Consider the following 24,499-nt stretch of genomic DNA (forward strand, 5'->3'; position numbering starts at 1 on the left):
GCAGCGGCTTGACATCACGATTGGGAAGTCCTCTCGGGCGCGGGCGTCTCGCCGGGCTCTGAGTGGCCCTCTGCGGGTGGCGTTGTGCGGGTGGCGTTGTGCGGGTGGCGTTGTGCGGGGGTGCTGTCGGGTGCGCCGGGTCAGGCGCTCTCCGGCATCCGGTACGCCGCATAGATACCGATCTTGTAGTCCAGGACCGCGAGCGTCTCCTGGAGTTCGGCGATCCGGCGCAGTACGTCCTCCCGCGTGGCGACCAGCAGTTCGTGCCGCTCGGGGCAGGTGTGCTCGCCGGCGCGTACGAGTTCGGCGTAGCGCACCATGTCCGCGACCGGCATCCCGGTCAGCCGCAGCTTCGCGACGAGATCGAGCCAGTCCAGGTCCGTGTCGGTGAAGCGGCGCTGCCCCGTGTGCGACCTGTCCACGTGGGGCATCAGCCCGATCCGCTCGTACCAGCGCAGCGTGTGCGCGCTCAGCCCGCAGATCGCGGCGACCTCGCTGATGGTGTAGCGGTCGCGTCCCTCGGGCCTGGGGCGCGGCGGTGCGCTCGCGGCGCATGCGTCGGGCGCGGCGCCCACTGTGGGCGCCGGGGGCGCGGCGGCTGGTCCGCACGCCGCCGTCGCGGTGCTCTCCGTATCCGTCGTCGTCTCCGTCTCGGTATCCGTCACGGTCATAAGTGAACGCTACGGACTTGGAGTGCACTCCAAGCAAGCACGGAATCCGGCCTGTTCCGCTTCGCGTTACGCTCGGCCCCATGAACAGCCTGCGGATGACCGACAATTGGCCCGTGCCGAACGCCGCAGCGGTCGTCGTCTCCCGGACGGGCGGGACCGCCGCGCACGGCAACACCGGCCGCCGCTTCCCACTCGCGTCCGTCACCAAGCCGCTGTCCGCGTACGCGGTGCTCATCGCCGTGGAGGAGGGGGCGGTGGAGCTGGACGACCCGGCGGGACCGGAGGGTTCGACCGTGCGCCATCTGCTGGCGCACACCTCGGGGCTGGCCTTCGACGAGGACCGTCCGATGGCCGAGCCGGGCACGCGCCGGCTCTACTCGAACGCGGGCTTCGAGGCGCTCGGGGACCATCTCGCGAAGGTCACCGAGATCCCCTTCCCCCAGTACCTGTACGAGGCCGTCCTCCAGCCGCTCGGCATGGAGTCCACCGAACTGCCCGGCTCCCCGGCCAAGGACGGCGTCTCCACCGCCGACGACCTGGCCCGCTTCGCCGCCGAACTCCTCGCGCCGCGGCTGCTGAGCAGCGCGACCCTGGACGAGGCGACGTCCGTCGCCTTCCCCGGGCTCAAGGGCGTACTGCCGGGCTACGGCAGCCAGTCGCCCAACGACTGGGGGCTCGGCTTCGAGATCCGGGACGGCAAGTCCCCGCACTGGACGGGCAGTTCGTCCTCGCCGCGTACCTACGGCCACTTCGGGCAGTCGGGCACCTTCCTGTGGGTCGACCCCGAGGTGGGCGCGGCGTGCGTCGCGCTGACGGACCGCGACTTCGGGCAGTGGGCCGTGGACGCGTGGCCTCCGTTCACGGACGCGGTGCTGGCCGAACTGCGCGGCTGACAGCGGCCGGTGCCGGTGGCCGGTGCAGCGGCGCGCTCCGGCTCCGGCCAGGACGCCGACGCCGACGCCGACGCCGACCAGGACGATCGTGGAACGGCCGTGCTACGAACGGCACGTTCCGCTCAGCCGTAGCCCGGCTCCGCGTGCATCTCCCACATCAGCAGCTCCGCCGGGCCCCCGGCCGCCCGCGCCTCCAGGTCCCGCGCGTCCGTGACGCGGACAGCGTCACCGGCGGCAAGGCGCTCCCCGGACGGGCCGATCACCGCCGTACCGCGCACTACATGGACGTACGCCCACGCCGCGTCCGGCACCGCCGTGCGCCCGTCCTGTCCCAGCCGCCGCACATGCATCACGGCCTCCGTGCGCGGCACCGCGAAGGGCGTACCGTCCGCGATCCCGCGCACCACCTCGTACTCCGGCTCGTGCGCCGCCCCGCCCTGCGGTGCGCCGCCGCGGAGACCGGGCACCAGCCACATCTGCAGGAAGCACAACGGCCCCGGCCCCGCGTTGCGTTCGACGTGCCGCACGCCGCGGCCCGCCCCCATGCGCTGGACGTCTCCCGGGCGTACCCGTGACGTACGGCCGGTGGAGTCGACGTGCTCCAGTTCGCCCTCGACGACCCAGGTCACGATCTCGACGTCCCTGTGCGGGTGTTCGGGGAAGCCGGCGCCCGGCGCGAGCCGCTCCTCGTTGCAGGCCACGAGCTGTCCGAAGCCGACGTTGTCCGGGTCGTAGAAGCCGGAGAAGGAGAAGGCGTGCCGGGTGTCGATGCCCGCCGCCTCGTCACCGCCCCGGTACCGGTCCGATCCCCGCCACACCTGAAGCATGGGCCCACGGTAATCCGGCGTACGCGGGTACGCAGCGCCCCCCGGGCCCGGCACCGCGGCGGGATGAGGCAGGCTTGGCACGTGCCCGAATCCACAGATCCCTCCGCGAACCCGCCGCCCGACGAGCGCCCCGAGCACGCCGAGCATCCGCACGGCGCGACGCTGCGGCGCCTGGAGCAGTCCTCCGGCAAGCTTGCCGCGGCGGCCATTACGCGCATGGACGAGCAACTGCCGTGGTACAGGGCGATGCCGCCGGAGAACCGCTCGTGGATCGGGCTCGTCGCCCAGGCCGGCATCGCCGCCTTCACCGAGTGGTTCCGGCACCCGGAGACGTCGCAGGCCATCAGCACGGACGTGTTCGGCACGGCGCCGCGCGAGCTGACGCGGGCCATCACCCTGCGCCAGACCGTCGAGTTGGTGCGTACGACGATCGAGGTCGTCGAGGCCGCCATCGACGAAGTGGCCGCCCCCGGCGACGAGTCGGTGCTGCGCGAGGCGCTGCTCGTCTACGCGCGCGAGATCGCCTTCGCCACCGCCCAGGTCTACGCGCAGGCCGCCGAGGCGCGCGGCGCGTGGGACGCGCGGCTGGAGTCGCTGGTCGTCAACGCCGTGCTCTCGGGAGAGGCCGACGAGGGCGCCGTCTCCCGCGCGGCGGCGCTCGGCTGGAACTCCCCGGACCATGTCTGCGTGGTCCTCGGCACCGCGCCCGACGGCGACAGCGAACTGACGGTCGAGGCGATACGGCGCGCCTCGCGGCACGCGAAGCTCCAGGTGCTCACGGGTGTGCTCGGCAACCGTCTCGTCGTCGTGGCGGGCGGCAGCGACGATCCGCTGCGCGCCGCGAAGTCCCTGATCGGGCCGTTCGCCCCGGGTCCCGTCGTGGCCGGGCCCATCGTCGGCGACCTGCTCTCCGCGACGCGTTCCGCGCAGGCCGCGGCGGCGGGTCTGCGAGCGTGCGCGGCCTGGCAGGACGCACCGCGTCCGGTCCTCGCGGACGATCTTCTTCCGGAACGCGCGATGGCCGGTGACCCCACCGCGCGGGACCTGTTGGTGGAGGAGATCTACAGACCGCTGGAGGAAGCGGGCTCCGCGCTGCTGGAGACTCTGAGCGTCTATCTGGAACAGGCCAGCAGCCTCGAGGGCGCCGCGCGGATGTTGTTCGTACACCCCAACACCGTCCGCTACCGGCTGCGACGCGTGACCGACGTCACCGGATGGTCGCCCTCCGACGTCCGCTCGGCCTTCACACTGCGTATCGCCCTGATCCTGGGGCGTCTCAGCGACTTCGGGAACCACGTGCAGGGGTAAGCGGGTTGGTTTGTCGGGGCCCGACAATTTGCCCTGCGGTTCTTCGTACCGCTCCGTACCGGCGCGACAGGCGCCTCACAAGGGAGAGTGAAAGGGTGCTCGTACTCGTAGCTCCCGGCCAAGGCGCGCAGAAGCCCGGCCTCTTGACCCCCTGGCTCGACCTCCCCGGCGTGACGGACAAGCTCGCGGAGTGGTCGGCCTCCATCGGCATGGATCTCCTCCACTACGGCACCGAGGCCGGCGCGGAGGAGATCCGCGACACCGCCGTGGCGCAGCCGCTGCTGGTCGCGGCGAGCCTCGTCTCGGCCTCCGCGCTGCTGGACGGCAGGGACGTCGCCGACGTGGCCGGCGCCGTCGCGGGCCACAGCGTGGGCGAACTGGCCGCCGCCGCAACGGCCGGCGTGCTCTCCCCCGCCGACACCATGGCGCTCGTACGGACGCGTGGCCGCGCCATGGCGGAGGCCGCAACCGTCACCGACACCGGCATGTCCGCGGTCGTCGGCGGCGAACCCGAGGCGGTCGTCGCGCACTTGGAGAAGCTGGGCCTGACGGCGGCCAACATCAACGGCGGCGGCCAGATCGTCGCGGCGGGCACCGCCGGGCAGTTGGCGGCCCTCTCCGAGGACAAGCCCGAAGGGGCGCGCGTGATCCCGCTGAAGGTCGCGGGCGCCTTCCACACCCACCACATGGCCCCGGCCGTCGACGCACTGGCCGCCGCGGCCGAGGACGTGCGGACCGGCGACCCGGTCCTCCCGTACGTCTCCAACCTGGACGGAGCCGCCGTCGACGACGGCCGGCAGATCGTGCGGCGGCTGGTCAACCAGATCTCCGCGTCCGTGCGTTGGGACCTGTGCACCGAGACCTTCCAGAAGATGGGCGTCACGGCGCTCATCGAGGTCTGTCCCGGCGGCACCCTCACCGGCCTGGCGAAGCGCGGCCTCCCCGGCGTACGCACCCTGGCGCTGAAGACCCCCGATGATCTCGACGCGGCGCGCGAGCTGATCAACGAGCACACGCAGACCGCCTGAGCCCCAAGGAGCTCGAGAGCATGACCGCGAAGATCAAGCCCGCCAAGGGTTCCCCGTACTCGCGCATCCTCGGCGTGGGCGGCTACCGGCCGACCCGTGTCGTACCGAACGAGGAGATCCTCAAGCACATCGACTCCTCGGACGAGTGGATCCGCTCGCGCTCCGGCATCGCCACGCGCCACTGGGCCTCTCCCGACGAGACCGTCGCCGAGATGACGCTGGAGGCCGCGGGCAAGGCCGTCGCCGACGCCGGCATCACACCGCAGCAGGTGGACGCCGTGATCATCTCGACGGTCTCGCACTTCAAGCAGACCCCGTCGATCGCCACCGAGATCGCCGACCGCATGGGCGCGGGCAAGGCCGCCGCGTTCGACATCAACGCGGGCTGCGCGGGCTTCGGTTACGGGCTCACCCTCGCCAAGGGCCTGATCGCGGACGGCAGCGCGGACCACGTACTCGTCGTCGGCGCCGAACGTCTCTCGGACCTCACGGATCTGACGGACCGCTCCACCGCCTTCCTCTTCGGCGACGGCGCGGGCGCCGTCATCGTCGGCCCGGCCGCCGAGCCCGGCATCGGCCCGAGCATCTGGGGCTCGGAGGGCGACAAGGCGGACGTCATCAGCCAGACCGTCGCCTGGGACGCCTACCGCGAGGGAGTCGTGGAGAAGTTCCCCGCGATCCGCCAGGAGGGCCAGGCGGTCTTCCGCTGGGCGGTCTATGAGATGGCGAAGGTGGCTCAGCAGGCGCTCGACGCCGCCGGGGTCACCCCGGAGGACCTGGACGTCTTCATTCCGCACCAGGCCAACATGCGGATCATCGACTCGATGGTGAAGACCCTCAGACTGCCGGAGCACGTCACGGTCGCCCGCGATGTGGAGACCACCGGCAACACCTCGGCCGCCTCCATTCCGCTCGCCATGGAGCGGCTGTTGGCGACCGGGGAGGCGAAGAGCGGTGACACCGCGCTCGTCATCGGTTTCGGGGCGGGCCTCGTCTACGCGGCGACGGTAGTTACCCTCCCCTAGTCAAGATCCACACAGTCCGTACAGCGCCGTACGGCAGGTGTGGCGACCACGCAAGTGACAACTCGCAACCACGCAGCAGACCGAAGGAGCGCCGAGATGGCCGCCACGCAGGAAGAGATCGTCGCGGGCCTCGCCGAGATCGTGAACGAGATCGCCGGGATCCCCACCGAGGACGTCCAGCCGGACAAGTCCTTCACCGACGACCTGGACGTCGACTCGCTGTCCATGGTCGAGGTCGTCGTCGCCGCCGAGGAGCGCTTCGGCGTCAAGATCCCGGACGACGACGTGAAGAACCTCAAGACCGTCGGCGACGCGACCGAGTACATCCTCAAGCACCAGAGCTGAGACGGCGCCCACGCGTCTGTCGCCATCCACCGCGTCCCCGGGACTCTGCCGGGGCGCGGGCGAGGTGGTCCGCACGGCTCACCCCTACCAGTGGAGACATGAATCCAGTGAGTACGACCCAACACTCCGTGGTCGTCACCGGTATCGGCGCAACCACACCGCTGGGTGGCGACAGCGCATCGACCTGGGAGGGTCTGATCGCCGGACGTTCCGGCGTCGCCCTCCTCAGCCACGACTGGGCGGCCGAGCTGCCGGTCCGCATCGCCGCCGAGATCGCGGTGGAACCCGGCGAGATCATTCCGCGTCCGCAGGCGCGCAAGCTGGACCGCTCCGCGCAGTTCGCGCTGATCGCCACCCGTGAGGCGTGGGCGGACGCGGGCTTCAGCGCCAAGGCCGGTGAGGACGCGAGCGTCTCGCCGGACCGGCTCGGCGCGGTCGTCGCCTCCGGCATCGGCGGCGTCACGACGCTGCTCGGCCAGTACGACGTCCTGCGGGAGAAGGGCGCACGCCGCGTCTCGCCGCACACGGTGCCGATGCTGATGCCGAACAGCCCGAGCGCGAACGTCGGTCTGGAGGTCAACGCGCGCGCCGGCGTGCACACCCCGGTCAGCGCCTGCGCCTCCGGTTCCGAGGCGATCGGCTACGCGGTGGAGATGATCCGTACGGGCCGTGCGGACGTCGTCGTCGCGGGCGGCACCGAGGCGGCCATACACCCCCTCCCCATCGCCGCGTTCGGCAACATGATGGCGATGTCGAAGGACAACGACGACCCGCAGGGCGCCTCCCGTCCGTACGACGCGGACCGCAACGGCTTCGTCATGGGCGAGGGCGCGGGCGTCGTCGTCCTGGAGTCGGCGGAGCACGCGAAGCGGCGCGGCGCGCGTGTGTACGCGGAGGCCATCGGCCAGGGCATCTCGGCCGACAGCCACCACATCACGCAGCCCGAGCCGAGCGGCAACGGCATCGCGCTGGCGCTCCAGAACCTCCTGGAGCAGACCGACCTCAAGCCGGCCGAGGTCATGCACATCAACGCGCACGCCACCTCGACGCCCCTCGGCGACATCGCCGAACTCAAGGCGCTGCGCAAGGTGTTCGGCGACGACGCCGACCACATGGCGATCTCCGGCACCAAGTCGATGACGGGGCATCTGCTGGGCGGCGCGGGCGGCATCGAGAGCGTCGCGTCGATCCTCGCGCTGCACCACCGCACGGCGCCGCCGACGATCAACCTGCACAACCTGGATCCGGAGGCGGACGCCGACATCGTCGGCGGCGAGGCCCGCGCCCTGCCCGAGGGCACGATCGCCGCGCTGAACAACTCCTTCGGCTTCGGCGGTCACAACGTGGTGCTGGCCTTCCGTACGGTCTGACCGCTGCGGGCGTCCGTACGCGCACACAGCGCACGGCGGCGCACAGCACACGAAAGAGGGGCGGCTCCCGGGAGAGCCGCCCCTCTTTCCGTTGTCTCTCTTGTGCTCGGCTCAGCCGCGCCCGGGGCCGCCGCCGTCGGGGAAGCTCGCGAAGTACGAGGCGGCCATGTCCTCGTCGCCGTGGCCGAGTTCGGCCGCCCGCCGGAAGCGCTCGGCGCCCGCCTCGGCCACGTCCAGGCGCACCCCGGCCTCCTCGCCCGCCGAGACGATGAGCCGTGCGTCCTTCTCCGCCGTGCTCACGGCGAAGCTCGGCGTGTACTGCCCGGACCGGATGGTGTCCGCCTTGATCCGCAGATAGCCCATGTCGAGGGAGCCGCCCTCGATCGCGTCGAGGAAGCTCTGCGGATCGACGCCCAGCCCGTCGGCGAGCGCCAGCGCCTCCGCGGTGCCGTGGGTGACCGCGAGGACCCAGGAGTTGCAGACCAGCTTGAGACGGGAGGCCGCGCCGGGCTCCTCGCCGACCCAGACCGTACGGGAGCCGATCGCCTCCAGCACGGGACCGGCGCCCGTCCGTGCGCTCTCCGGCCCGGCCGCGAGGACGAGGAGCTGGCCGGCCTCGGCGGGCGCACGGGTGCCGAGGACGGGGGCGTCGACGAAGACCAGTCCGTACTCGCGGCCCAACTCGGCCAGCGGCGGCAGCCCTTCGAGGCCCGCCGTCGTGCACTGGAGCCAGATCATGCCGCTGCGCAGACCGGGCGCGGCGGCCCGTACGGTCTCGGCGGTGGCGGGACCGTCGTGCAGCATCGTCAGCAGCACATCGGCGCCCTCGACGGCGTCGCGCGGACTGTCGGCCACACGCGCCCCGGCCTCGGCCAGGGGTTCCGCCTTCGCTCTGGTGCGGTTCCACACACGTACGTCGAGGCCGGCACTGCACAGGTTGCGGGCCATCGGGGCACCCATGATCCCGGTGCCGAGGACAGCCACGGAAAGCCGTTCAGACATGGGGGCAGGCTAAACCCCGTGGCGGCGCTGACCGTTCGGACGTGCTCAGACGACCTGATGGAGCCACCGCACGGGTGCTCCTTCGCCCGCGTAGCGGAAAGGTTCCAGCTCGTCGTCCCAGGGCTTGCCCAGCAACTTGGCGATCTCCGCCTCGAGTTCGCTCTCGCCGCGCGAGGCGCGGCCCACGGCCGCCCGCAGCCGGTCCTCCGGAATGAGGATGTCGCCGTGCATCCCCGTGACCGCGTGGAAGATCCCCAGCTCCGGCGTCGAGCTGTAGCGCTCGCCCTCGGCGGCGGCGCAGGGCTCGGCGGTCACCTCGAAGCGCAGCAGGTGCCAGCCGCGCAGCGCGGAGGCGAGCTTGGAGGCCGTGCCGGGGTCGCCCTGCCAGGAGAACTCCGCACGCCAGGTGCCCGGGGAGGCCGGCTGTCTGATCCAGTCGAGCTTGACGCGGGCGCCGAGGACGCCTGCCACGGCCCACTCGACGTGCGGGCACAGCGCGCGGGGCGCGGAGTGCACGTACAGAACTCCACGTGTCGTCACCGGGACCTCCATGCGGTTCGAGGGCGTCTCGCCGGACCGCCTCGACTGCCAGCCGGTCACGCGCCGGATCAGCGCCTGACATCCTGTACCACCGGTCACTTCTTCATCAGCGCCGAGGTTACGAATAGTAAACACCATTGGCGCCAATTCTCCCCGAAAGGGACATGAAGTGACGCGGTGTAATGTTTTGCTGTCGCCGAACAGGCTCTCCGGTGTCCCGGCGCGGTGCGAAACTCGCAGGAGAGCACGCGGAAGAGCACGGGGCAAAGCTATCGCGCACCGATGGAGGTCCGGTGACGGACCGTCGCACCGAGAGCGGGGAACGAGGGGCCAGATGCCGGAGAACCACGGGAGTACGGTCACCGTCCCGGGTGCCGCCGGCCGTATAACACGTCGTGGGCGGGGTGTTGCCGTCATTGTGGTCGCTCTCCTCCTCATCGGTGGTCTCGCGCTCGCCGCGCTCTGGAGCAGTGGTAGCGGGGGCTTTACCGGGGAGCGCCCTCCCGGAGGCGCACGCCCCTCTCCCTCTCCGACACCGCCGTGGGACCGGCACCCGGACTCCGTCGCGGCCGTCGGGGACTCCATCACCCAGGGTTTCGACGCCTGTTCGCTGCTGGCCGACTGCACCCGCGCCTCATGGGTGACCGGTACGGACCCGGGCGTACGGAGTCTGGCCTCCCGGCTCATCGACGACGCACCGTCGCGCCACAGTTGGAACTTCGCGGTCAGCGGCTCCGTGATGGCCGATCTGCCCGCGCAGATGGAGCGGGCCGCGCGCAAGCGGCCCGAGTTGGTGACGGTGCTCGCGGGCGCCAACGACGCATGCCGGCCGACCGTCGAACAGATGACTCCGGTCAGCGAGTTGCGCGCCGACTTCCGCTCGGCGCTGCGCACGCTGCACACGGCACGCCCCAAGACGCAGGTGTACGTGGCGAGTCTGCCGGACCTCAAACGGCTGTGGTCGCAGGGGCGCAGCGATCCGTGGGGTGCGCGGGTGTGGGGTCTGGGGATCTGCCAGTCGATGCTGCGCGATCCGCAGTCGACGACGCCGGCCGCGCGGGAGCGGCGCCAGCAGGTGCACGAGCGGGTCATCGCGTACAACTCCGCGCTGGAGCAGGAGTGCGCGCGGTTCCTGCGCTGCCGTTACGACGGCGGCGCGGTCTTCCGCTACCGCTTCACGAAGAAGGAAGTGAGCCGCTGGGACTGGTTCCACCCCAGCAAGGCGGGGCAGCGCAAGCTGGCAGAACTCGCCTACCGCGGCATCACCGCACGCCAACCGGCAAGCGCTTCCCGGGACTTCGGGCAGCCGTCACCGTAGGGCGCGGCACGGGCCGGCGGCCCGCGGCAAGAAGCCCGGCACCACCCATTGACTCCGCTCACGGCGCATCAATACATTCGCGTCAGCATTTCGAACGTACGTCGAAATCTCGAACAGCCAGCACCATGAAGGGCCGATCGCCGTGCGCATCACCGGAATCTCTACCCACGTCGTCGGCACACCCTGGCGCAATCTCACCTTCGTCCAGGTGCACACCGACGAGGGGCTCACGGGCATCGGCGAGACGCGGATGCTGGGGCACACCGACGCGCTGCTCGGTTATCTGCGCGAGGCGGAGGCCAACCACATCGCGGGGTCCGACCCGTTCGCGGTCGAGGACCTGGTGCGGCGCATGAAGTACGGCGACTACGGGCGGGCCGGGGAGATCGTGATGTCCGGCATCGCCTGTGTGGAGACGGCCTGTTGGGACATCAAGGGCAAGGCGCTGGGCGTACCGGTCTGGCAGCTTCTGGGCGGCCGGGTCACCGACCGCGTCAAGGCGTACGCCAACGGCTGGTACACCACCGAACGCACCCCGGAGGCCTACCACAAGGCGGCGGAGGCGGTGGTCGCGCGGGGCTACCGTGCCCTGAAGATCGACCCGTTCGGGACCGGACATCTGGAGCTTGACAACGATGCCACCCGGGACGCCGTCGCTCTCATCGAGGCCGTACGGGACGCGATCGGGCCCGGTACGGAGCTGATGCTGGAGATGCACGGGCGCTTCAGCCCGTCGACGGCCGTACGGCTGGCCCGCGAGATGGCGCCGTTCCGCCCGGCGTGGCTGGAGGAACCGGTGCCGCCGGAGAACCTCAAGGCACTGGCCAAGGTGGCGCAGAAGGTGGAGCTGCCCGTGGCGACGGGCGAACGCATCCACGACCGCATCGAGTTCAGGGAGCTCTTCGAGTCGCAGGCGGCCGACGTCATCCAGCCCGACGTCGGGCACATCGGCGGCATCCTGGAGGCACGGAAGCTGGCCGCCACCGCCGAGACGCACTACACGCTGGTCGCGCCGCACAACGTCGGCGGTCCCGTACTGACCTCGGCGTCGCTGCAACTGGCGGGCTGCACGCCCAACTTCAAGATCCTGGAGCACTTCAACGACTTCGCGGACTCCGAGATCAAGAAGGTCGTCAAGGGAGCGCCGCAGGTCGTCGACGGCTACTTCGAACTGCCCTCCGCGCCCGGTCTGGGCGTCGAGCTGGACACCGACGCGGCGGCCGAATTCCCGCAGCAGCAGGCCCGGTTCGACCTGTGGGCCGAGGGCTGGGAGAAGCGCGACCCGGCGCACGTACGGGGTGAGCGGGCATGACGGCAGGCGGAGCGGCTCCGTCCGTACGGTCCGTCGTCGTGGACGCCCCCGGCGAACACCGGCTGGTGACCGGACCGCGGCCGCAGCCGGGGCCCGGCGAGGTACGGATCGCCGTCCACGCGGCGGGAGTCTGCGCCAGCGACCGGGAGTTGTACGACGGGACACGCGCCGAAGGATACGTCCGCTATCCCGTGACGCCCGGTCATGAGTGGGCGGGCACGGTCGACGCGGTCGGCGAGGGCGTCGGTCCCGTCGGCACTGACGGCCCTGGCGGACCCGGCGGAACCCCCACCTCGCTCGTGGGCCGCAAGGTCGTCGCCGAGGGCTTCCGCGCCTGTCTGCACTGCGAGCGGTGCCGGGAGGGCGCGACCAGTCTGTGCACCGGCGGCTACGACGAGACGGGCTTCACACAGCCCGGCGCCTTCGCGGACGCGCTCGTCGTCCCCGCGCGGCTGCTCCATCTCCTGCCCGACGACGCCGATCTGCGGGCCGCCGCCCTGCTCGAACCCGCGGCGGTGGTCGCGGCGGCGGTGCTGGCGGCGCGGCCCGGTGCGGCGGAGCGGATCGCCGTACTGGGCGCGGGCACGCTGGGGATGCTCGCGGTGCAGCTTCTCGCGGCGTACTCGCCGGCGGAGCTGCTCGTCATCGATCCACGCCCGGGCCGCGCCGAGTTGGCACGGACGATGGGCGCCACACACGCCCGCAGACCCGGAGCGGAGGACAGCTTCGGCGGACCGGGCGCCTCCGCGGGCTACGACCTGGTGGTGGAGACGGCGGGCGCACCCGGTACCGCGCACGACGCCTGCATGCTCGCCCGCCGGGGAGGACAGGTCGTGCTGACGGGCATGTTCGAGGCGGGCGCCCAGGGCATCGACCCCGTCCATCTGTCGGTCAGCCAGCTCACGGTCCGGTCGGTCTTCGGGGCGTCGCCGGCGGCATGGTCGTACGCCGTACGGGCCTTCGGCAGCGGGCTGCTCGACCCGGCGCCGCTCATCACCCACGAACTGCCGCTGACCGCCTTCGGCGAGGCCGTCGGTCTCGTCGGCAGCGGCGATCCGGCCGTCGGGAAGGTGCTGTTGAGGCCGTGAGGCGGGTGGCCGGACCGCTCCTGCTCCCCGTACTCGGTACGCCCGTCCGTCCAGTCCCCCGCACCGTCCCGACGATCCGCCACCGCACGTCCCGTCCGACCGTGAGGAGCACCGTGCCCACCGCCTCGCCCGAACCACGCCGCCCCGGTGCCGGGGCCCTCGACGCCCTCGGCATGGGCGCGCCCGCCCCCGATCCGTCCGACGCCTCGCCGCACGCCTTCCCCGACGGCGGTACGTGGCGTACCGAAGTCCCTTCGTGCGAGGGCCCGGAGGCCGTCGCGACCGTGCTGAAGGAGGCGGCCTCGCTCGACGTGCCCGTGCACCGCGTCAGCCAGGGCAGCGGCGTCTGGATGCTGACCGACGCGGAGATCACGGAGATGGCTGGCGCGTGCGAGCGGCAGAACGTCGAGCTGTGTCTGTTCACCGGACCGCGCGGCACCTGGGACATCGGCGCCTCGACCCGTACGTCCTCCGGCGGCGCGGGGCTGCGCGCCCGCGGCCACGACGCGGTCGCCGGATGTGTCGAGGACGCGCTGCGGGCGTGCGAACTCGGCGTGCGCTGCCTGCTGGTGGCCGACGAGGGCGTGCTGTGGACGCTGCATCGGCTGCGCTCCCGCGGCACCCTGCCCGCCGATGTGACGCTGAAGGTCTCCGCGCTGATCGGCCCGGTGAACCCGGCCGCGTACAGCGTGCACGAGCGGCTGGGGGCCGACTCCCTCAACATCCCCTCCGATCTGACGCTCGCGCAGATCACCGAGATACGCCGGGTCAGTGCGGCCCCCATGGATCTGTATCTGGAGGCGCCGGACGACCTCGGCGGCTATGTGCGGATGTACGAGGCGGCGGAGCTGATCCGCCGCGGCGCCCCCCTCTACCTCAAGTTCGGCCTCAGCAAGGCGCCCGGGATCTATCCGTACGGCGCGCACCTGCGCGATCTGACCCTCGACACCGCGCGTGAGCGGGTACGGCGCGGCAGGCTCGCGCTCGATCTGCTCGCCAGGCTCGGCGCCGACGGCGGCATGTCTCCGCCGGGTTCCCGACTGCCCGGCACGCTCCAGCGATTCGCCCTTCCCGAGAGGAACTGACACATGGGCACCCGCACCCGCATCCGAATCCGCGCTCTTGTCCGCGACCGGCTCCGCGAGCGGATATCCGCCTCGCCGCCGGCACCGCCACTACGGCAGGCGTCGCCGCCGCGCCGCCGGCGTACCGCGCCCGTGGCCGCCGTCGCCGCCGCCGCACTGCTGACCGCCTCGCTCGCCGCCTGCGGCCAGGAGGCCAAGGGCGGCAGCCGTTACAAGGCGGAGAAGGGCAAGGGCGGCACGGTCGGACTGGCCATGCCGACGAAGTCCTCGGAGCGCTGGATCGCCGACGGCAAGAACATGGCACGGCAGTTCAAGGCGGCCGGATACAAGGCGGATCTGCAGTTCGGCGACGACAAGGTCGAGAACCAGGTCGCGCAGATCGAGAACATGATCGCCAAGGGGCACCGGCTGCTCGTCGTCGCGGCGATCGACGGTTCGGCCCTCACCGACGTGCTGCGCCGCGCCAAGGAGGCCGGCATCCCCGTCATCTCCTACGACCGGCTGCTGCTGGGCACCAAGAACGTCGACTACTACGCCTCGTTCGACAACGAGCGCGTCGGCGAACTCCAGGGCGGCTACATCGTCGACAAGCTGAAGCTCGACGAGAAGAAGGACGAGAAGTTCGACGTGGAGCTGTTCGCGGGCTCCCCCGACGACAACAACACCAAGTTCTTCTGGGACGGGGCGATGAAGGTGCTCCGCCCGTACATCGACAAGGGCCAACTCCGCGTCCGCAGCAAGCAGACGAAGATGAACCAGGCGACGACGCTGCGCTGGGACGGCGGCACCGCGCAGAAGCGCATGGACGACCTGCTCAGCAAGAACTACGGCTCCGAGGACGTCGACGCCGTGCTCTCCCCGTACGACGGCATCTCCATCGGCATCCTCTCCGCCCTCAAGAGCGCGGGCTACGGCACCGGGGACAAGCCGTACCCGATCGTGACCGGGCAGGACGCCGAGCTGGCGTCGGTGAAGTCGATCATCCGCGGGCAGCAGACCCAGACCGTCTACAAGGACACCCGCAAACTCGCCAAGCAGGCCGTGCAGATGGGCGACGCCGTGCTGACCGGGAAGAAGCCCGAGGTCAACGACACCAAGACGTACGACAACGGCCAGAAGGTCGTGCCGTCGTATCTGCTGAAGCCGGTGAGCATCGACAAGTCCAACACGCAGCGACTCGTCGACGACGGCTACTACACGGCGGGACAGCTCAAGTGACGGCCCCGGCGGAGCAGTCGGCGCCGGCGCCGTCCGGCGGAACCGTCCTGGAGATGCGCGGGATCACCAAGACCTTCCCCGGGGTCACGGCCCTCTCGGACGTCAATCTGACGGTACGGGCCGGGGAGATCCACGCCGTATGCGGCGAGAACGGCGCGGGCAAGTCGACACTGGTGAAGGTCCTCAGCGGCGTGCATCCGCACGGGAGTTACGAGGGCGAGATCCTCTTCGGCGGCGAGCCGTGCGCCTTCAAGGACATCCGGGCCAGCGAGCAGCGCGGCATCGTGATCATCCACCAGGAACTGGCCCTGGTGCCCTATCTCTCCCTCGCCGAGAACATCTTCCTCGGCAACGAGCACGCGCACCGCGGCGTCATCAGTTGGGGCGAGACCATGCGGCGCGCCGACGCGCTGCTCAAGCGGGTCGGTCTGCCGGACAAGCCGCAGACGCGCATCGCTGATATCGGCGTCGGCAAGCAGCAGCTCGTGGAGATCGCGAAGGCGCTCTCGAAGGAGGTGAAGCTGCTCATCCTCGACGAGCCGACCGCCGCGCTCAACGACGAGGACAGCCGCAAACTCCTGGAGCTGATACAGGAGTTGCGAGGTCAGGGCATCGCCTGCATCGTCATCTCGCACAAGCTGAACGAGATCCGCCAGATCGCCGACTCCGTCACCATCCTGCGCGACGGGCGCACCATCGAGACGCTCACGGTGCGCGAACAGCCGGACGACGAGCCGGAGATCTCCGAGGACCGCATCATCCGCGGCATGGTCGGCCGCGACCTGGACCAGCGCTTCCCGCCGCGCACCCCGTACACCGGGGAGAACGCGGGACAGGTGGCGATGGCGGTGTCCGGCTGGACGGTGCGGCACCCGATCGACCATCAGCGCAAGGTCGTCGACGACGTCTCGCTGGAGGTGCGGCGCGGGGAGATCCTCGGGATCGCCGGGCTGATGGGCGCGGGGCGCACCGAGTTGGCGATGAGCCTCTTCGGGCGCTCGTACGGCGTGTACGAGGGCGGCACCGTCTCCGTCGGAGGCCGCGACGTCCTCACCCGCACCGTGCCGGAGGCGATCGCGCACGGCATCGCGTACGTCACGGAGGACCGCAAGACCTACGGACTCAACCTCATCGACGACATCAACCGGAACATCTCGCTCGCCTCGCTGAGCGGACTCGCCCGCCGGGGCGTGGTCGACGAGCACGAGGAGCGGCGGGTCGCCGAGCGCTACCGGAAGTCGATGAACATCAAGGCGCCGACCGTCCATGAGCAGGTGCAGCGGCTCAGCGGCGGCAACCAGCAGAAGGTCGTGCTGAGCAAGTGGATCCACGCGGAGCCCGACGTGCTCATCCTCGACGAGCCCACGCGCGGGATCGACGTCGGAGCGAAGTACGAGATCTACACGGTCATCGACAAGCTGGCCGCCGACGGCAAGGCCGTCGTCTTCATCTCCTCCGAACTGCCCGAACTGCTGGGCATGTGCGACCGGATCTACACGATGTCGGCGGGACGGCTCACGGGCGAGGTCACGCGTGAGGACGCCACGCAGGAGCTGCTGATGCGGCACATGACCGAGTCCCTCGACACCAGTACGACGACCAAGAGCGCCACCACCCCTGCCGGCGGCACGAGTGACAAGAGCTGAGGGCCGAGCCATGACGACGACACCGACAGACACATCCGCACACTCCGAGGGCGGGGCGCAGCCGCCCGCCGGCTCCGGGCCCGGTTCCGGCTCGGGAGGGGCGTCGGCCGGGACGCTGCTCCTGGACGCCGTCCGCAACAACATGCGCCAGTACGGCATGCTCGTCGCACTCGCGCTGATCGTCGTGCTGTTCCAGATATGGACCGACGGCTCGCTGCTGCTGCCGAACAACGTCTCCAACATCGTCCAGCAGAACAGCTACATCCTGATCCTGGCCATGGGCATGATGATCGTCATCATCGCCGGGCACATCGATCTGTCCGTCGGCTCGCTGGCCGCGTTCGTCGGGGCCGCCGCCGCGGTGATGATGGTCAAGCACGACATGCCATGGGTGGCGGCGCTGGTGGTCTCCCTGCTGATCGGTGCCGCCGCCGGTGCCTGGCAGGGCTTCTGGATCGCCTACGTCGGCATTCCCTCCTTCATCGTGACGCTCGCCGGCATGCTGCTCTTCCGGGGCGGTACGCAGATCCTGCTGGAGGGGCAGTCCATCGCGCCGTTCCCCCGGGGATTCCAGGAGATCGCCCAGGGCTTCATCCCGGAGATGGGCCCCTACACCCAGTACCACAACCCCACGCTGCTCATCGGGCTCGTCGTCATCGCCTTCGTCCTGGTCCAGGAATGGCGGGACAGGCGGCGGCAGTTGGCGTACGAGCTGGAAGTGCTGCCGTTCAATCTGTGGGTGCTCAAGTGCACGGCGATCGTGGCCGCCGTGGTCGCCTTCACGCTGACGCTCGCCAGCTACCACGGCGTACCGGTCGTGCTGCTCATCATGTGCGGCTTGCTGATCGGGCTGGGCTTCGTGATGCGCAACGCCGTCGTCGGCCGGCACGTCTACGCGCTGGGCGGCAACAAGGCGGCGGCCAAGCTCTCCGGCGTGAAGGACAAGCGGGTCACCTTCCTCGTGTTCGTGAACATGGGGCTGCTGGCGGCGCTGGCGGGCTGTGTCTATGCGGCGCGGCTCAACGCGGGCACACCGCAGGCGGGCATCAACTTCGAACTGGAGGCCATCGCGGCGGCGTTCATCGGCGGTGCGTCGATGAGCGGCGGCGTCGGCACCGTCCTGGGCGCGGTCATCGGCGGTCTGGTGCTGGGCGTCCTCAACAACGGCATGTCCCTGGTCGGCATCGGCACCGACTACCAGCAGGTGATCAAGGGTCTGGTGCTGCTGGCGGCCGTCGGCTTCGACGTGTGGAACAAGCGCCGGGTCGGCTCCTGACCGCAGCGCCATCGCCGTACGGGCGGCACGGGCGGACGCGGCTCTGACACCGCGTCCGCCCGTGCACCCGCTCCGTCAGCCGGGCCACGTCACCGCAGCCCAGGCCGAGTTCAGACGACGGCGACGGTCACCTCGATGTTGCCGCGGGTGGCGTTGGAGTACGGGCAGACCTGGTGCGCCTTCTCCAACAGGTCCTTCGCCGTGGCCTCGTCGAGGTTGGGTATGTGCGCCTCCAACGCGACCTGGAGACCGAAGCCGCCCTGCGGGGTGGCGCCGATGCCGACCTTCGCCGTCACCGTCGCACCGGCGATGTCGGCCTTCTCCTTACGGGCGACGACACCGAGGGCGCTCTGGAAGCAGGCGCTGTAGCCGGCGGCGAAGAGCTGCTCCGGGTTGGTGCCCTCACCGCTTCCGCCCAGCTCCTTGGGCGGGTTGACCACGACGTCGAGCTGGCCGTCGTCACTGGCGACGCGGCCGTCACGGCCGTTCTCAGCCGTGGCCACAGCGGTGTACTTGACGTCGACGGGCTGGATGGACATGGATCCTCCTGATCGGTGGCATGAACGGGGCACGGTGCGAGGACGCCGTCCCGCCGCCCGGGCCCATGGACCCGGAACGGCTGTACGGACGGAGACCCCGGGAGCCGGCACGCGGTAGGCGATCGCCCCGCCGGCTCCTGTTGTACATCGGGCGCGGGAAGGTCAGTCGGCGAGAGAGACGATCATCTTGCCGGTGTTCTCCCCCTTGAGCAGACCGAGGAAGGCGTCCGCGGCGTTCTCGATGCCTTCGACGACCGTCTCGCGGTACTTCAGCTCCCCAGACCTGATCCAGCCCGAGACCTCCTCGAAGAACTTCGGCATCAGGTCCTGGTGGTCGAGCACGAGCATGCCCTGAAGGCGCAGCCGCTTGCCGATGACCATCGCCAGATTCCGCGGGGCGGCGGGCGGTTCGGTGTCGTTGTACTGCGCGATGAGGCCGCAGATCGTGACCCGGCCGTGCACGTTGAGCACGTTGATGGCGGCCTCCAGGTGGTCGCCGCCGACGTTGTCGAAGTAGACGTCGATGCCGGAGGGGGCCGCCGCCTTCAACTGGTCCGTGACGTCGCCCGACTTGTAGTTGAACGCCGCGTCGAAGCCGTACTCCTCGGTGAGCAGCCGGACCTTCTCGTCCGAGCCGGCGCTGCCGATCACCCGGGAGGCGCCCTTCAGCCTGGCGATCTGGCCGACCTCGCTGCCGACGGCGCCTGCGGCACCCGAGACGAAGACGGCGTCGCCCTCCTTCATCGAGGCCACCTCCAGCAGCCCCGAGTAGGCCGTCAGGCCCGGCATGCCCAGCACTCCCAAGTAGGCCGTCAGCGGGGCCAGTTCGCCCGAGACCTTGGTGGCGTGCTTCGCGCGCAGCGTCGCGTACTCCCGCCAGCCCAGATCGTGCAGCACATGGTCGCCCGGGGCGAAGCCCTCGGCCTGCGAGGCCACCACGATGCCGACCGCTCCGCCCGTCATCGGCTCGTCGAGCTGGAAGGGCGGGACGTAGGACTTCACATCGTTCATCCGGCCGCGCATGTACGGGTCGACGGAGAGATGGAGATTGCGGACGAGGATCTCCCCCTCCCCGGGCGCCGTGACGGCGGCCTCGCGCAGCGCGAAGTCGCCGGGCACCGGCCAGCCTTGGGGCCTGGAGACGAGATGCCATTCGCGGCCGGTCGCGGGAAGGGACTCGGGGGAGCTCATGTGGGGGCCTCTCGATGGATATGTTTCAGGTGCTGAAAGAACTCTGCACCTTGATATTTCATGTTGTCAAGCAAAGCGCTAGACTGCCCCCATGGCCCCCCACACGTCCTCCGACACCCGCACCTCCGGTACCCGCAGATTCGACCCCGACCCCGTCACACGGGAGGTCGTCGACCTGATCGGCACGGTCGTCGCGCGCTACCACGAGGAGTACGAACTGGCCGCGGCCGACCACTCGTTGACCGGCGCCCAGGCCCGCGTCCTGGCACTGCTGGCCCGCGAGCCGACGCCGATGCGCCAGGTCGCGCGCCAGCTCAAGTGCGAGCCGTCCAACGTGACGGGGATAGTGGACCGCCTCGAGTCCCGCGGCCTGGCCGTGCGGCGTTCCGACCCGGTGGACCGCAGGGTCAAGCTCGCCGCGGCCACCGAGGACGGCGTGGAGACGGCCGGCAGGCTCCGCGCCGCGCTCGACTTCGCCAACGAGCCGCTCGCCGGGCTCACCCCGGCCGAACGGTGCGTGCTGCGCGGCCTGTTGCAGCGGATGCTCGGCGAGGAGACCACGGACGCGGCACCGGACGACGCGGGCGGGACGGCGGACGAGGCAACGGATAAGACCGGGGACGCGGAGGCGTCCGGGCGTGCGGAGACCGGAGCGAAGGACGCGACGGCGGCGACCCCGCGGAAGGGCTGACTCCCGCCCCGGGCGCCGGAGTTCACATCGCGGCGCTCAGCCCGCGAACGCCGGCTGGGCCAGCCCCTGCCCCGCCCCGGGCAGCACCAGCAGCGACCCCGCGAGCGGACTGGCGGCCGGATCCGCGCCCACGCTCGCTGTCGTCACATACAGATCGCGCAGCTCCGTACCGCCGAAGGCACACGCCGTCGGACGCCGTACGGGCACGGTGACGACGCGGTCCAGCCGCCCGTCCGGTGTGTAGCGGCGGACGGCGCCGCCGTCCCACAGCGCGACCCACACGGCGCCCTCGGCGTCCACCGTGAGCCCGTCCGGATAGCCGGCGCCCTCCTCGATCTCCGCGAAGGTCCTGCGGCCCGCGACCTCGGGACCGGAGACGTCGAAGACGTCGATCCGGCGCGTGGGGGTGTCGTTGTAGTACATGAACGAGCCGTCGGGGCTCCAGCCGATGCCGTTGCTGACCGTGACCTCCGGCAGCACCGTCACCGCCGTACCGTCCCCGGTCACACGCTTGAGATCGCCGCCGCCCGGCTGCTCGCCGTAGGGCATGGTGCCCGCCCACAGCGCGCCGTCCGGTGCGACGGCGGCGTCGTTGCCGCGCCGCCCGGGCACGACCTCGCGGTGCAGCCAGGAGAAGCGGCCGTCCGTCCCGTACAGGCCGATGCCGTCGCGGAGATTGACGACGAGCCCGCCGCCCTCCCGGGGCTTGGCCGCCCCGACGTGCTGTCCGGCGGCCAGGACCGTACGGGCGCCGCCGGCCGGATCGAAGGTGTGCACACGGGAGTTGAGGATGTCCACCCACACCAGCCGCTGCCGCGCGCCGTCCCAGGTCGGGCCCTCCCCCAGCAGGGCCCGCGTCCGCAGTGCCACGGTCCACTCCGCCGATGCCGTCTCCCGCACACCGCTCACCCCTTCTTAGCTGTGCCGTCTCCGCTGTGCCGTCTCCGCTGTGCCGTCTTCTCCGGTACGTCCGTCCCGGTACGTCGTCCGTACGTCACGTCCCCGCGTCGCGTCCACAGGTACCGCCGTCTTCCGGACAGCGCGTCACCGGTGGCCCAGGCGCTGCGACAGCTCCGTCGCGCCCTTGACCGCGAGCCCTTCCAGTTCGGCCACGCGCTTCTCGCTCCAGCGGACCGTCGGCACCGAGATGCTCAGCGCCGCCACGACCGTGCCGCCCGAGTCCCGTACGGGAGCGGCCACACAGCTCACGTCCGGGTTCGACTCCTGCCGCTCCACGGCGACGCCCCGCTCGCGTACGGACGCCAGCTCCTCGCGCAGCGCCTCCGGGGACGTGACCGAGTCGGGCGTCATCGCGGCGAGCGGTTCGTCGCCGGGCAGCACCGCGTCCAGTGACTCCGCCGGCAGCGACGCGAGCAGCATCTTGCCCACCGCCGTGCAGTGCGCGGGCAGCCGCCGGCCGGCGGCCGAGACCATGCGCACCGCGTGGGTGCTGTCGACCTTGGCGATGTAGATGACGTCCGGGCCGTCGAGGACCGCCACATGCACCGTCTCGTCGCAGGTGTCGGCAACGCTGCGCGCCACACGCTGCCCCTCGGCGGCCAGGTCGAGCTGCTCGGCGTAGCGGCTGCCGAGCTGGTACGCGCGCACACCGAGGCGGTAGCGGCCGGGGTGGTCCGGCGGCTGTTCGAGATAGCTGCGGGCGGTGAGGGTGGTGACCAGCTCGTGCACCGTCGTACGGGGCAGCCGCAGCTTGCGGGTGATCTCGGGAGCGGAGAGAGTGCCCTCGCAGCCGAGGAAGAGTTCCAGCACGTCCAGGGCTCTGGTCACTGCCGGCACGAGACGACCCATGACCCGCCCGCCTTCCCCTTGTTCGCGTCGCGCGTTACCGCCGGTTCGAAATACCGACAAGTGGTCGGCATCGCGAACAGCCTAGTCACGGCCGCACAGCGCGGACAATGGTCGGGAACGGCCGGGAGACTAGGCCGACTTGCGGGTGCGCGCGGTCTTCTTCGCGGTGGTCTTCTTGGCCGGTGCCCGCGTCGCCGCCGTCTTCGACACGGCCTTCTTCGTTCCGGACGCCTTCGTGACCTTCGCGGCCTTCGTGGCGGCGGTCTTCGCTCCGGACGTCTTTCCCACCGGCGCCGCCTTCTTCGCCGCGGTCTTCTTCGCCACCGCCTTCCCCGCGGTCTTCTTCGCCGGTGCCCGCGTCGCCGCCGTCTTCGACACGGCCTTCTTCGGCGCCGTCTTCGCCGCCTTCGCCGTCTTCTTCGCGGACGGCTTCTTCGCCGTACCGCCCGAGGTCCGGCCGCCCGTGCCACCGCCGTCCTTCGCGCCCCGCTGCCGCGACAGCTCGTGCACCGTGGCGTCCTCCGACCCCGCCGCCCCCTCGCCCCGTGACCGCCTCGCGGCCTGCACGCTGCTCTCCAGCACCGACATCAGATCCACGACCTCGCCCTTGCCGGCCGCCGCGGCCTCCTCCCCCGCCGCCCCGGTGTCCACGCCCTCCAGCTTGGCGGTGACGAGCTGCTCGACCGCGGCCCGGTACTCGTCGTGCAGTTCCGACCAGTCCAGGTCGCCGAGGGTCTCCATCAGGGTGTCCGCCAGGTCCAGTTCGGCGTCGCGGATCGCGACGTCCTCCTCAGGCGCGACGGCGCTTGCGGCGCGGATCTCCTCCGGCCACAGCATCGTGTGCAGGGCGAGCACGTTCTCGTACACCCGCAGCAGCCCGAGGCTCTCCCGCCCCCGCATCGCGAGCTTGCCGACGGCCACCTTCCCGGAGCGCTTGAGCGCCTCCCGCAGCAGCGCGTACGGCTTGGCCGCCGAGCGGCCGTCGCCGGCCAGGTAGTACGAGCGGTCGAGCTGGATCGGGTCGACCTCCTCGGCGGGGACGAAGCCCAGGATCTCCACCGTCTTCGCGGTCGGCAGCGGCAGCGCGGCCAGATCGGCGTCCGTGAGCTGGACGGTCGCCCCGTCGCCGGTCTCGAAGCCCTTGCCGATCTCCTCGCGCGGAACCTCCCGCTCCTCCAGTTCGCACACCTTGCGGTAGCGGATGCGTCCGCCGTCGGTCGTGTGCACCTGGTGGAAGGAGACGCTGTGGCTCTCGGTGGCCGAAACCACCTTGACCGGTATGGAGACCAACCCGAAGGATATGGACCCTTTCCAGATGGATCGCATGGTTCGTCCCTTCCATGGGACTCTCAGGGTATGCCGTACACGGAGGTCGAGGGCCGCCGTCTCGCTCTCAGCAATCTCGACAAGGTGCTCTATCCGGCCACCGGATTCACCAAGGGTGAGGCACTGCACTATTACGTGACCGTCGCCGGGGCGCTCCTCCCGCACCTGCGGGGACGCCCCGTCTCCTTCCTGCGGTATCCCGACGGTGTGGACGCCACGGCCTTCTTCGCGAAGAACGTGCCGCCCGGCGCCCCCGGCTGGGTGACCGTCCGCGAGATCACCCAGGTCAGCAGCGAACCGCTGCGGCAGGTACTCGTCGAGGACCTGCCGACCCTGGTGTGGGCGGCGAACCTCGCGGGGCTGGAGCTGCACACCCCGCAGTGGTGCGTCGAGCACGAGGCTCAGGCGGACCGGCTCGTCTTCGACCTCGACCCCGGCCCGGGAGCCGGAGTGCTGGAGTGCCGCACCGTCGCGCTGTGGCTGCGGGAACGGCTGGCGGCGGACGGTCTCACTGTGCTCCCGAAGACCTCCGGCGGCAAGGGGCTGCATCTGCTGGCACCGATCGAGGTCACGCCGTCCTCGGCGGTCTCCGCGTACGCGAAGCGGGCGGCGGTGGAGGCCGAGGCGGCCCTGCCCGGTCTGGCGCTGAGCAAGATGGCCAGGGCGCTGCGCCCGGGCAAGGTCTTCGTCGACCACTCGCAGAACGCCGCCGCGAAGACCACGGCCGCTCCCTACACGCTCCGCGCCAAGCAGCGGCCGAGCGTCTCGACGCCGCTGTCCTGGGAGGAGTTGGAGGCGGCGCGAAGCGCGGACGAACTGGTCTTCCTCGCCGACCAGGTGCCGCTGCGGCTGGAGAACGAGGGGGATCTGATGGCGCCGCTGCTCGACCCCGGTCTCGCACGGCCGCTGCCGGGGACGTGAGCGGCGTCACCCGGGAAGGGCCCGAAGTCGGGGCACACAGCGGGCGGGCCCGGTGGACGATCGTCCACCG

General features: G+C 70.9%; 23 protein-coding genes and 1 pseudogene. 15 read left to right on the plus strand and 9 right to left on the minus strand.

Annotation, left to right across the window (positions count from 1 at the left end):
• Nucleotides 1–140 precede the first annotated feature (140 nt).
• The gene (locus tag AN218_RS09535) at nucleotides 141–671 is read right to left on the minus strand and encodes a MerR family transcriptional regulator (protein WP_070016338.1); all 531 of its coding nucleotides are present in this window, start codon (nucleotides 669–671) and stop codon (nucleotides 141–143) included.
• 80 nt (nucleotides 672–751) lie between these two features.
• On the opposite strand from AN218_RS09535, the gene AN218_RS09540 reads away from it, so the two are divergent.
• On the plus strand, nucleotides 752–1,564 hold the full coding sequence (locus AN218_RS09540; protein WP_070016339.1) for a serine hydrolase domain-containing protein: 813 nt from the start codon (nucleotides 752–754) through the stop codon (nucleotides 1,562–1,564).
• A 122-nt stretch (nucleotides 1,565–1,686) separates the two neighbouring features.
• Here AN218_RS09540 and AN218_RS09545 read toward each other — a convergent pair whose 3' ends face one another.
• Nucleotides 1,687–2,391 (minus strand): pirin family protein, encoded by a 705-nt coding sequence (locus AN218_RS09545; protein ID WP_070016340.1) that lies wholly within the window; start codon nucleotides 2,389–2,391, stop codon nucleotides 1,687–1,689.
• A gap of 81 nt (nucleotides 2,392–2,472) precedes the next feature.
• Here AN218_RS09545 and AN218_RS09550 point away from each other — a divergent pair, with 81 nt between their 5' ends.
• From AN218_RS09550 to fabF, 5 genes are all read left to right on the plus strand, one after another.
• Complete coding sequence (locus tag AN218_RS09550) at nucleotides 2,473–3,699, plus strand: PucR family transcriptional regulator (protein ID WP_420855955.1); 1,227 nt, start codon at nucleotides 2,473–2,475, stop codon at nucleotides 3,697–3,699.
• Between the two features lie 95 nt (nucleotides 3,700–3,794).
• Nucleotides 3,795–4,727 carry an ACP S-malonyltransferase gene (locus tag AN218_RS09555; protein WP_070016342.1) on the plus strand — a complete coding sequence of 311 codons (933 nt, stop codon included), beginning with the start codon at nucleotides 3,795–3,797 and terminating at the stop codon, nucleotides 4,725–4,727.
• A 20-nt stretch (nucleotides 4,728–4,747) separates the two neighbouring features.
• Nucleotides 4,748–5,752: a ketoacyl-ACP synthase III gene (locus tag AN218_RS09560; RefSeq protein WP_070016343.1), complete on the plus strand. Its 1,005-nt coding sequence runs from the start codon at nucleotides 4,748–4,750 to the stop codon at nucleotides 5,750–5,752.
• Between the two features lie 96 nt (nucleotides 5,753–5,848).
• Nucleotides 5,849–6,097, plus strand: coding sequence for an acyl carrier protein (locus AN218_RS09565; protein ID WP_070016344.1), 249 nt, complete (start codon nucleotides 5,849–5,851; stop codon nucleotides 6,095–6,097).
• A gap of 98 nt (nucleotides 6,098–6,195) precedes the next feature.
• Nucleotides 6,196–7,467: a beta-ketoacyl-ACP synthase II gene (gene fabF, locus AN218_RS09570; RefSeq protein ID WP_375537823.1), complete on the plus strand. Its 1,272-nt coding sequence runs from the start codon at nucleotides 6,196–6,198 to the stop codon at nucleotides 7,465–7,467.
• 111 nt (nucleotides 7,468–7,578) lie between these two features.
• On the opposite strand, the gene AN218_RS09575 is transcribed toward fabF, so the two are convergent.
• Nucleotides 7,579–8,469: an NAD(P)-dependent oxidoreductase gene (locus tag AN218_RS09575; RefSeq protein WP_070016346.1), complete on the minus strand. Its 891-nt coding sequence runs from the start codon at nucleotides 8,467–8,469 to the stop codon at nucleotides 7,579–7,581.
• A 45-nt stretch (nucleotides 8,470–8,514) separates the two neighbouring features.
• A complete protein-coding gene (locus tag AN218_RS09580) occupies nucleotides 8,515–9,009 on the minus strand; it encodes a DUF3145 domain-containing protein (RefSeq protein WP_070016366.1) in 495 nt (164 codons plus the stop codon).
• A gap of 334 nt (nucleotides 9,010–9,343) precedes the next feature.
• Between AN218_RS09580 and AN218_RS09585 the strand changes: the two genes are divergently transcribed.
• From AN218_RS09585 to mmsB, 7 genes are all read left to right on the plus strand, one after another.
• On the plus strand, nucleotides 9,344–10,327 hold the full coding sequence (locus AN218_RS09585) for an SGNH/GDSL hydrolase family protein (RefSeq protein WP_070016347.1): 984 nt from the start codon (nucleotides 9,344–9,346) through the stop codon (nucleotides 10,325–10,327).
• A 142-nt stretch (nucleotides 10,328–10,469) separates the two neighbouring features.
• Complete coding sequence (locus AN218_RS09590; RefSeq protein WP_070016348.1) at nucleotides 10,470–11,639, plus strand: mandelate racemase/muconate lactonizing enzyme family protein; 1,170 nt, start codon at nucleotides 10,470–10,472, stop codon at nucleotides 11,637–11,639.
• On the plus strand, nucleotides 11,636–12,727 hold the full coding sequence (locus AN218_RS09595) for a zinc-dependent alcohol dehydrogenase (protein ID WP_070016349.1): 1,092 nt from the start codon (nucleotides 11,636–11,638) through the stop codon (nucleotides 12,725–12,727). Before AN218_RS09590 ends, AN218_RS09595 begins: the two co-directional genes overlap by 4 nt.
• A gap of 173 nt (nucleotides 12,728–12,900) precedes the next feature.
• On the plus strand, nucleotides 12,901–13,812 hold the full coding sequence (locus tag AN218_RS09600; protein WP_244900381.1) for a hypothetical protein: 912 nt from the start codon (nucleotides 12,901–12,903) through the stop codon (nucleotides 13,810–13,812).
• 3 nt (nucleotides 13,813–13,815) lie between these two features.
• On the plus strand, nucleotides 13,816–15,030 hold the full coding sequence (chvE, locus tag AN218_RS09605; RefSeq protein ID WP_079131987.1) for a multiple monosaccharide ABC transporter substrate-binding protein: 1,215 nt from the start codon (nucleotides 13,816–13,818) through the stop codon (nucleotides 15,028–15,030).
• 53 nt (nucleotides 15,031–15,083) lie between these two features.
• A complete protein-coding gene (mmsA, locus tag AN218_RS09610; RefSeq protein WP_070016368.1) occupies nucleotides 15,084–16,676 on the plus strand; it encodes a multiple monosaccharide ABC transporter ATP-binding protein in 1,593 nt (530 codons plus the stop codon).
• Nucleotides 16,677–16,686: 10 nt separating this feature from the next.
• Nucleotides 16,687–17,952 (plus strand): multiple monosaccharide ABC transporter permease, encoded by a 1,266-nt coding sequence (mmsB, locus tag AN218_RS09615; protein WP_079131988.1) that lies wholly within the window; start codon nucleotides 16,687–16,689, stop codon nucleotides 17,950–17,952.
• Between the two features lie 110 nt (nucleotides 17,953–18,062).
• Here the strand turns inward: mmsB and AN218_RS09620 are convergent, their stop codons facing one another.
• Together AN218_RS09620 and AN218_RS09625 are read right to left on the minus strand one after the other, a co-directional pair.
• Nucleotides 18,063–18,491, minus strand: a complete 429-nt coding sequence (locus AN218_RS09620; RefSeq protein ID WP_070016350.1) for an organic hydroperoxide resistance protein — start codon at nucleotides 18,489–18,491, stop codon at nucleotides 18,063–18,065.
• A gap of 162 nt (nucleotides 18,492–18,653) precedes the next feature.
• On the minus strand, nucleotides 18,654–19,682 hold the full coding sequence (locus tag AN218_RS09625) for an NADP-dependent oxidoreductase (protein WP_070016351.1): 1,029 nt from the start codon (nucleotides 19,680–19,682) through the stop codon (nucleotides 18,654–18,656).
• A gap of 91 nt (nucleotides 19,683–19,773) precedes the next feature.
• On the opposite strand from AN218_RS09625, the pseudogene AN218_RS09630 reads away from it, so the two are divergent.
• Nucleotides 19,774–20,235, plus strand: a pseudogene (locus AN218_RS09630) (MarR family winged helix-turn-helix transcriptional regulator); the annotation flags it as partial.
• Nucleotides 20,236–20,409: 174 nt separating this feature from the next.
• Here AN218_RS09630 and AN218_RS09635 read toward each other — a convergent pair.
• From AN218_RS09635 to ku, 3 genes are all read right to left on the minus strand, one after another.
• A complete protein-coding gene (locus AN218_RS09635) occupies nucleotides 20,410–21,243 on the minus strand; it encodes an SMP-30/gluconolactonase/LRE family protein (protein WP_420855956.1) in 834 nt (277 codons plus the stop codon).
• Nucleotides 21,244–21,417: 174 nt separating this feature from the next.
• Complete coding sequence (locus AN218_RS09640; protein WP_070016353.1) at nucleotides 21,418–22,182, minus strand: IclR family transcriptional regulator; 765 nt, start codon at nucleotides 22,180–22,182, stop codon at nucleotides 21,418–21,420.
• A 129-nt stretch (nucleotides 22,183–22,311) separates the two neighbouring features.
• Complete coding sequence (ku, locus tag AN218_RS09645; RefSeq protein ID WP_070016354.1) at nucleotides 22,312–23,508, minus strand: non-homologous end joining protein Ku; 1,197 nt, start codon at nucleotides 23,506–23,508, stop codon at nucleotides 22,312–22,314.
• A 30-nt stretch (nucleotides 23,509–23,538) separates the two neighbouring features.
• On the opposite strand from ku, the gene ligD reads away from it, so the two are divergent.
• Nucleotides 23,539–24,429 carry a non-homologous end-joining DNA ligase gene (gene ligD, locus AN218_RS09650; protein WP_070016355.1) on the plus strand — a complete coding sequence of 297 codons (891 nt, stop codon included), beginning with the start codon at nucleotides 23,539–23,541 and terminating at the stop codon, nucleotides 24,427–24,429.
• Nucleotides 24,430–24,499: the final 70 nt, after the last annotated feature.

Source organism: Streptomyces nanshensis (genome assembly GCF_001751255.1).
Classification (GTDB): domain Bacteria; phylum Actinomycetota; class Actinomycetes; order Streptomycetales; family Streptomycetaceae; genus Streptomyces; species Streptomyces nanshensis_A.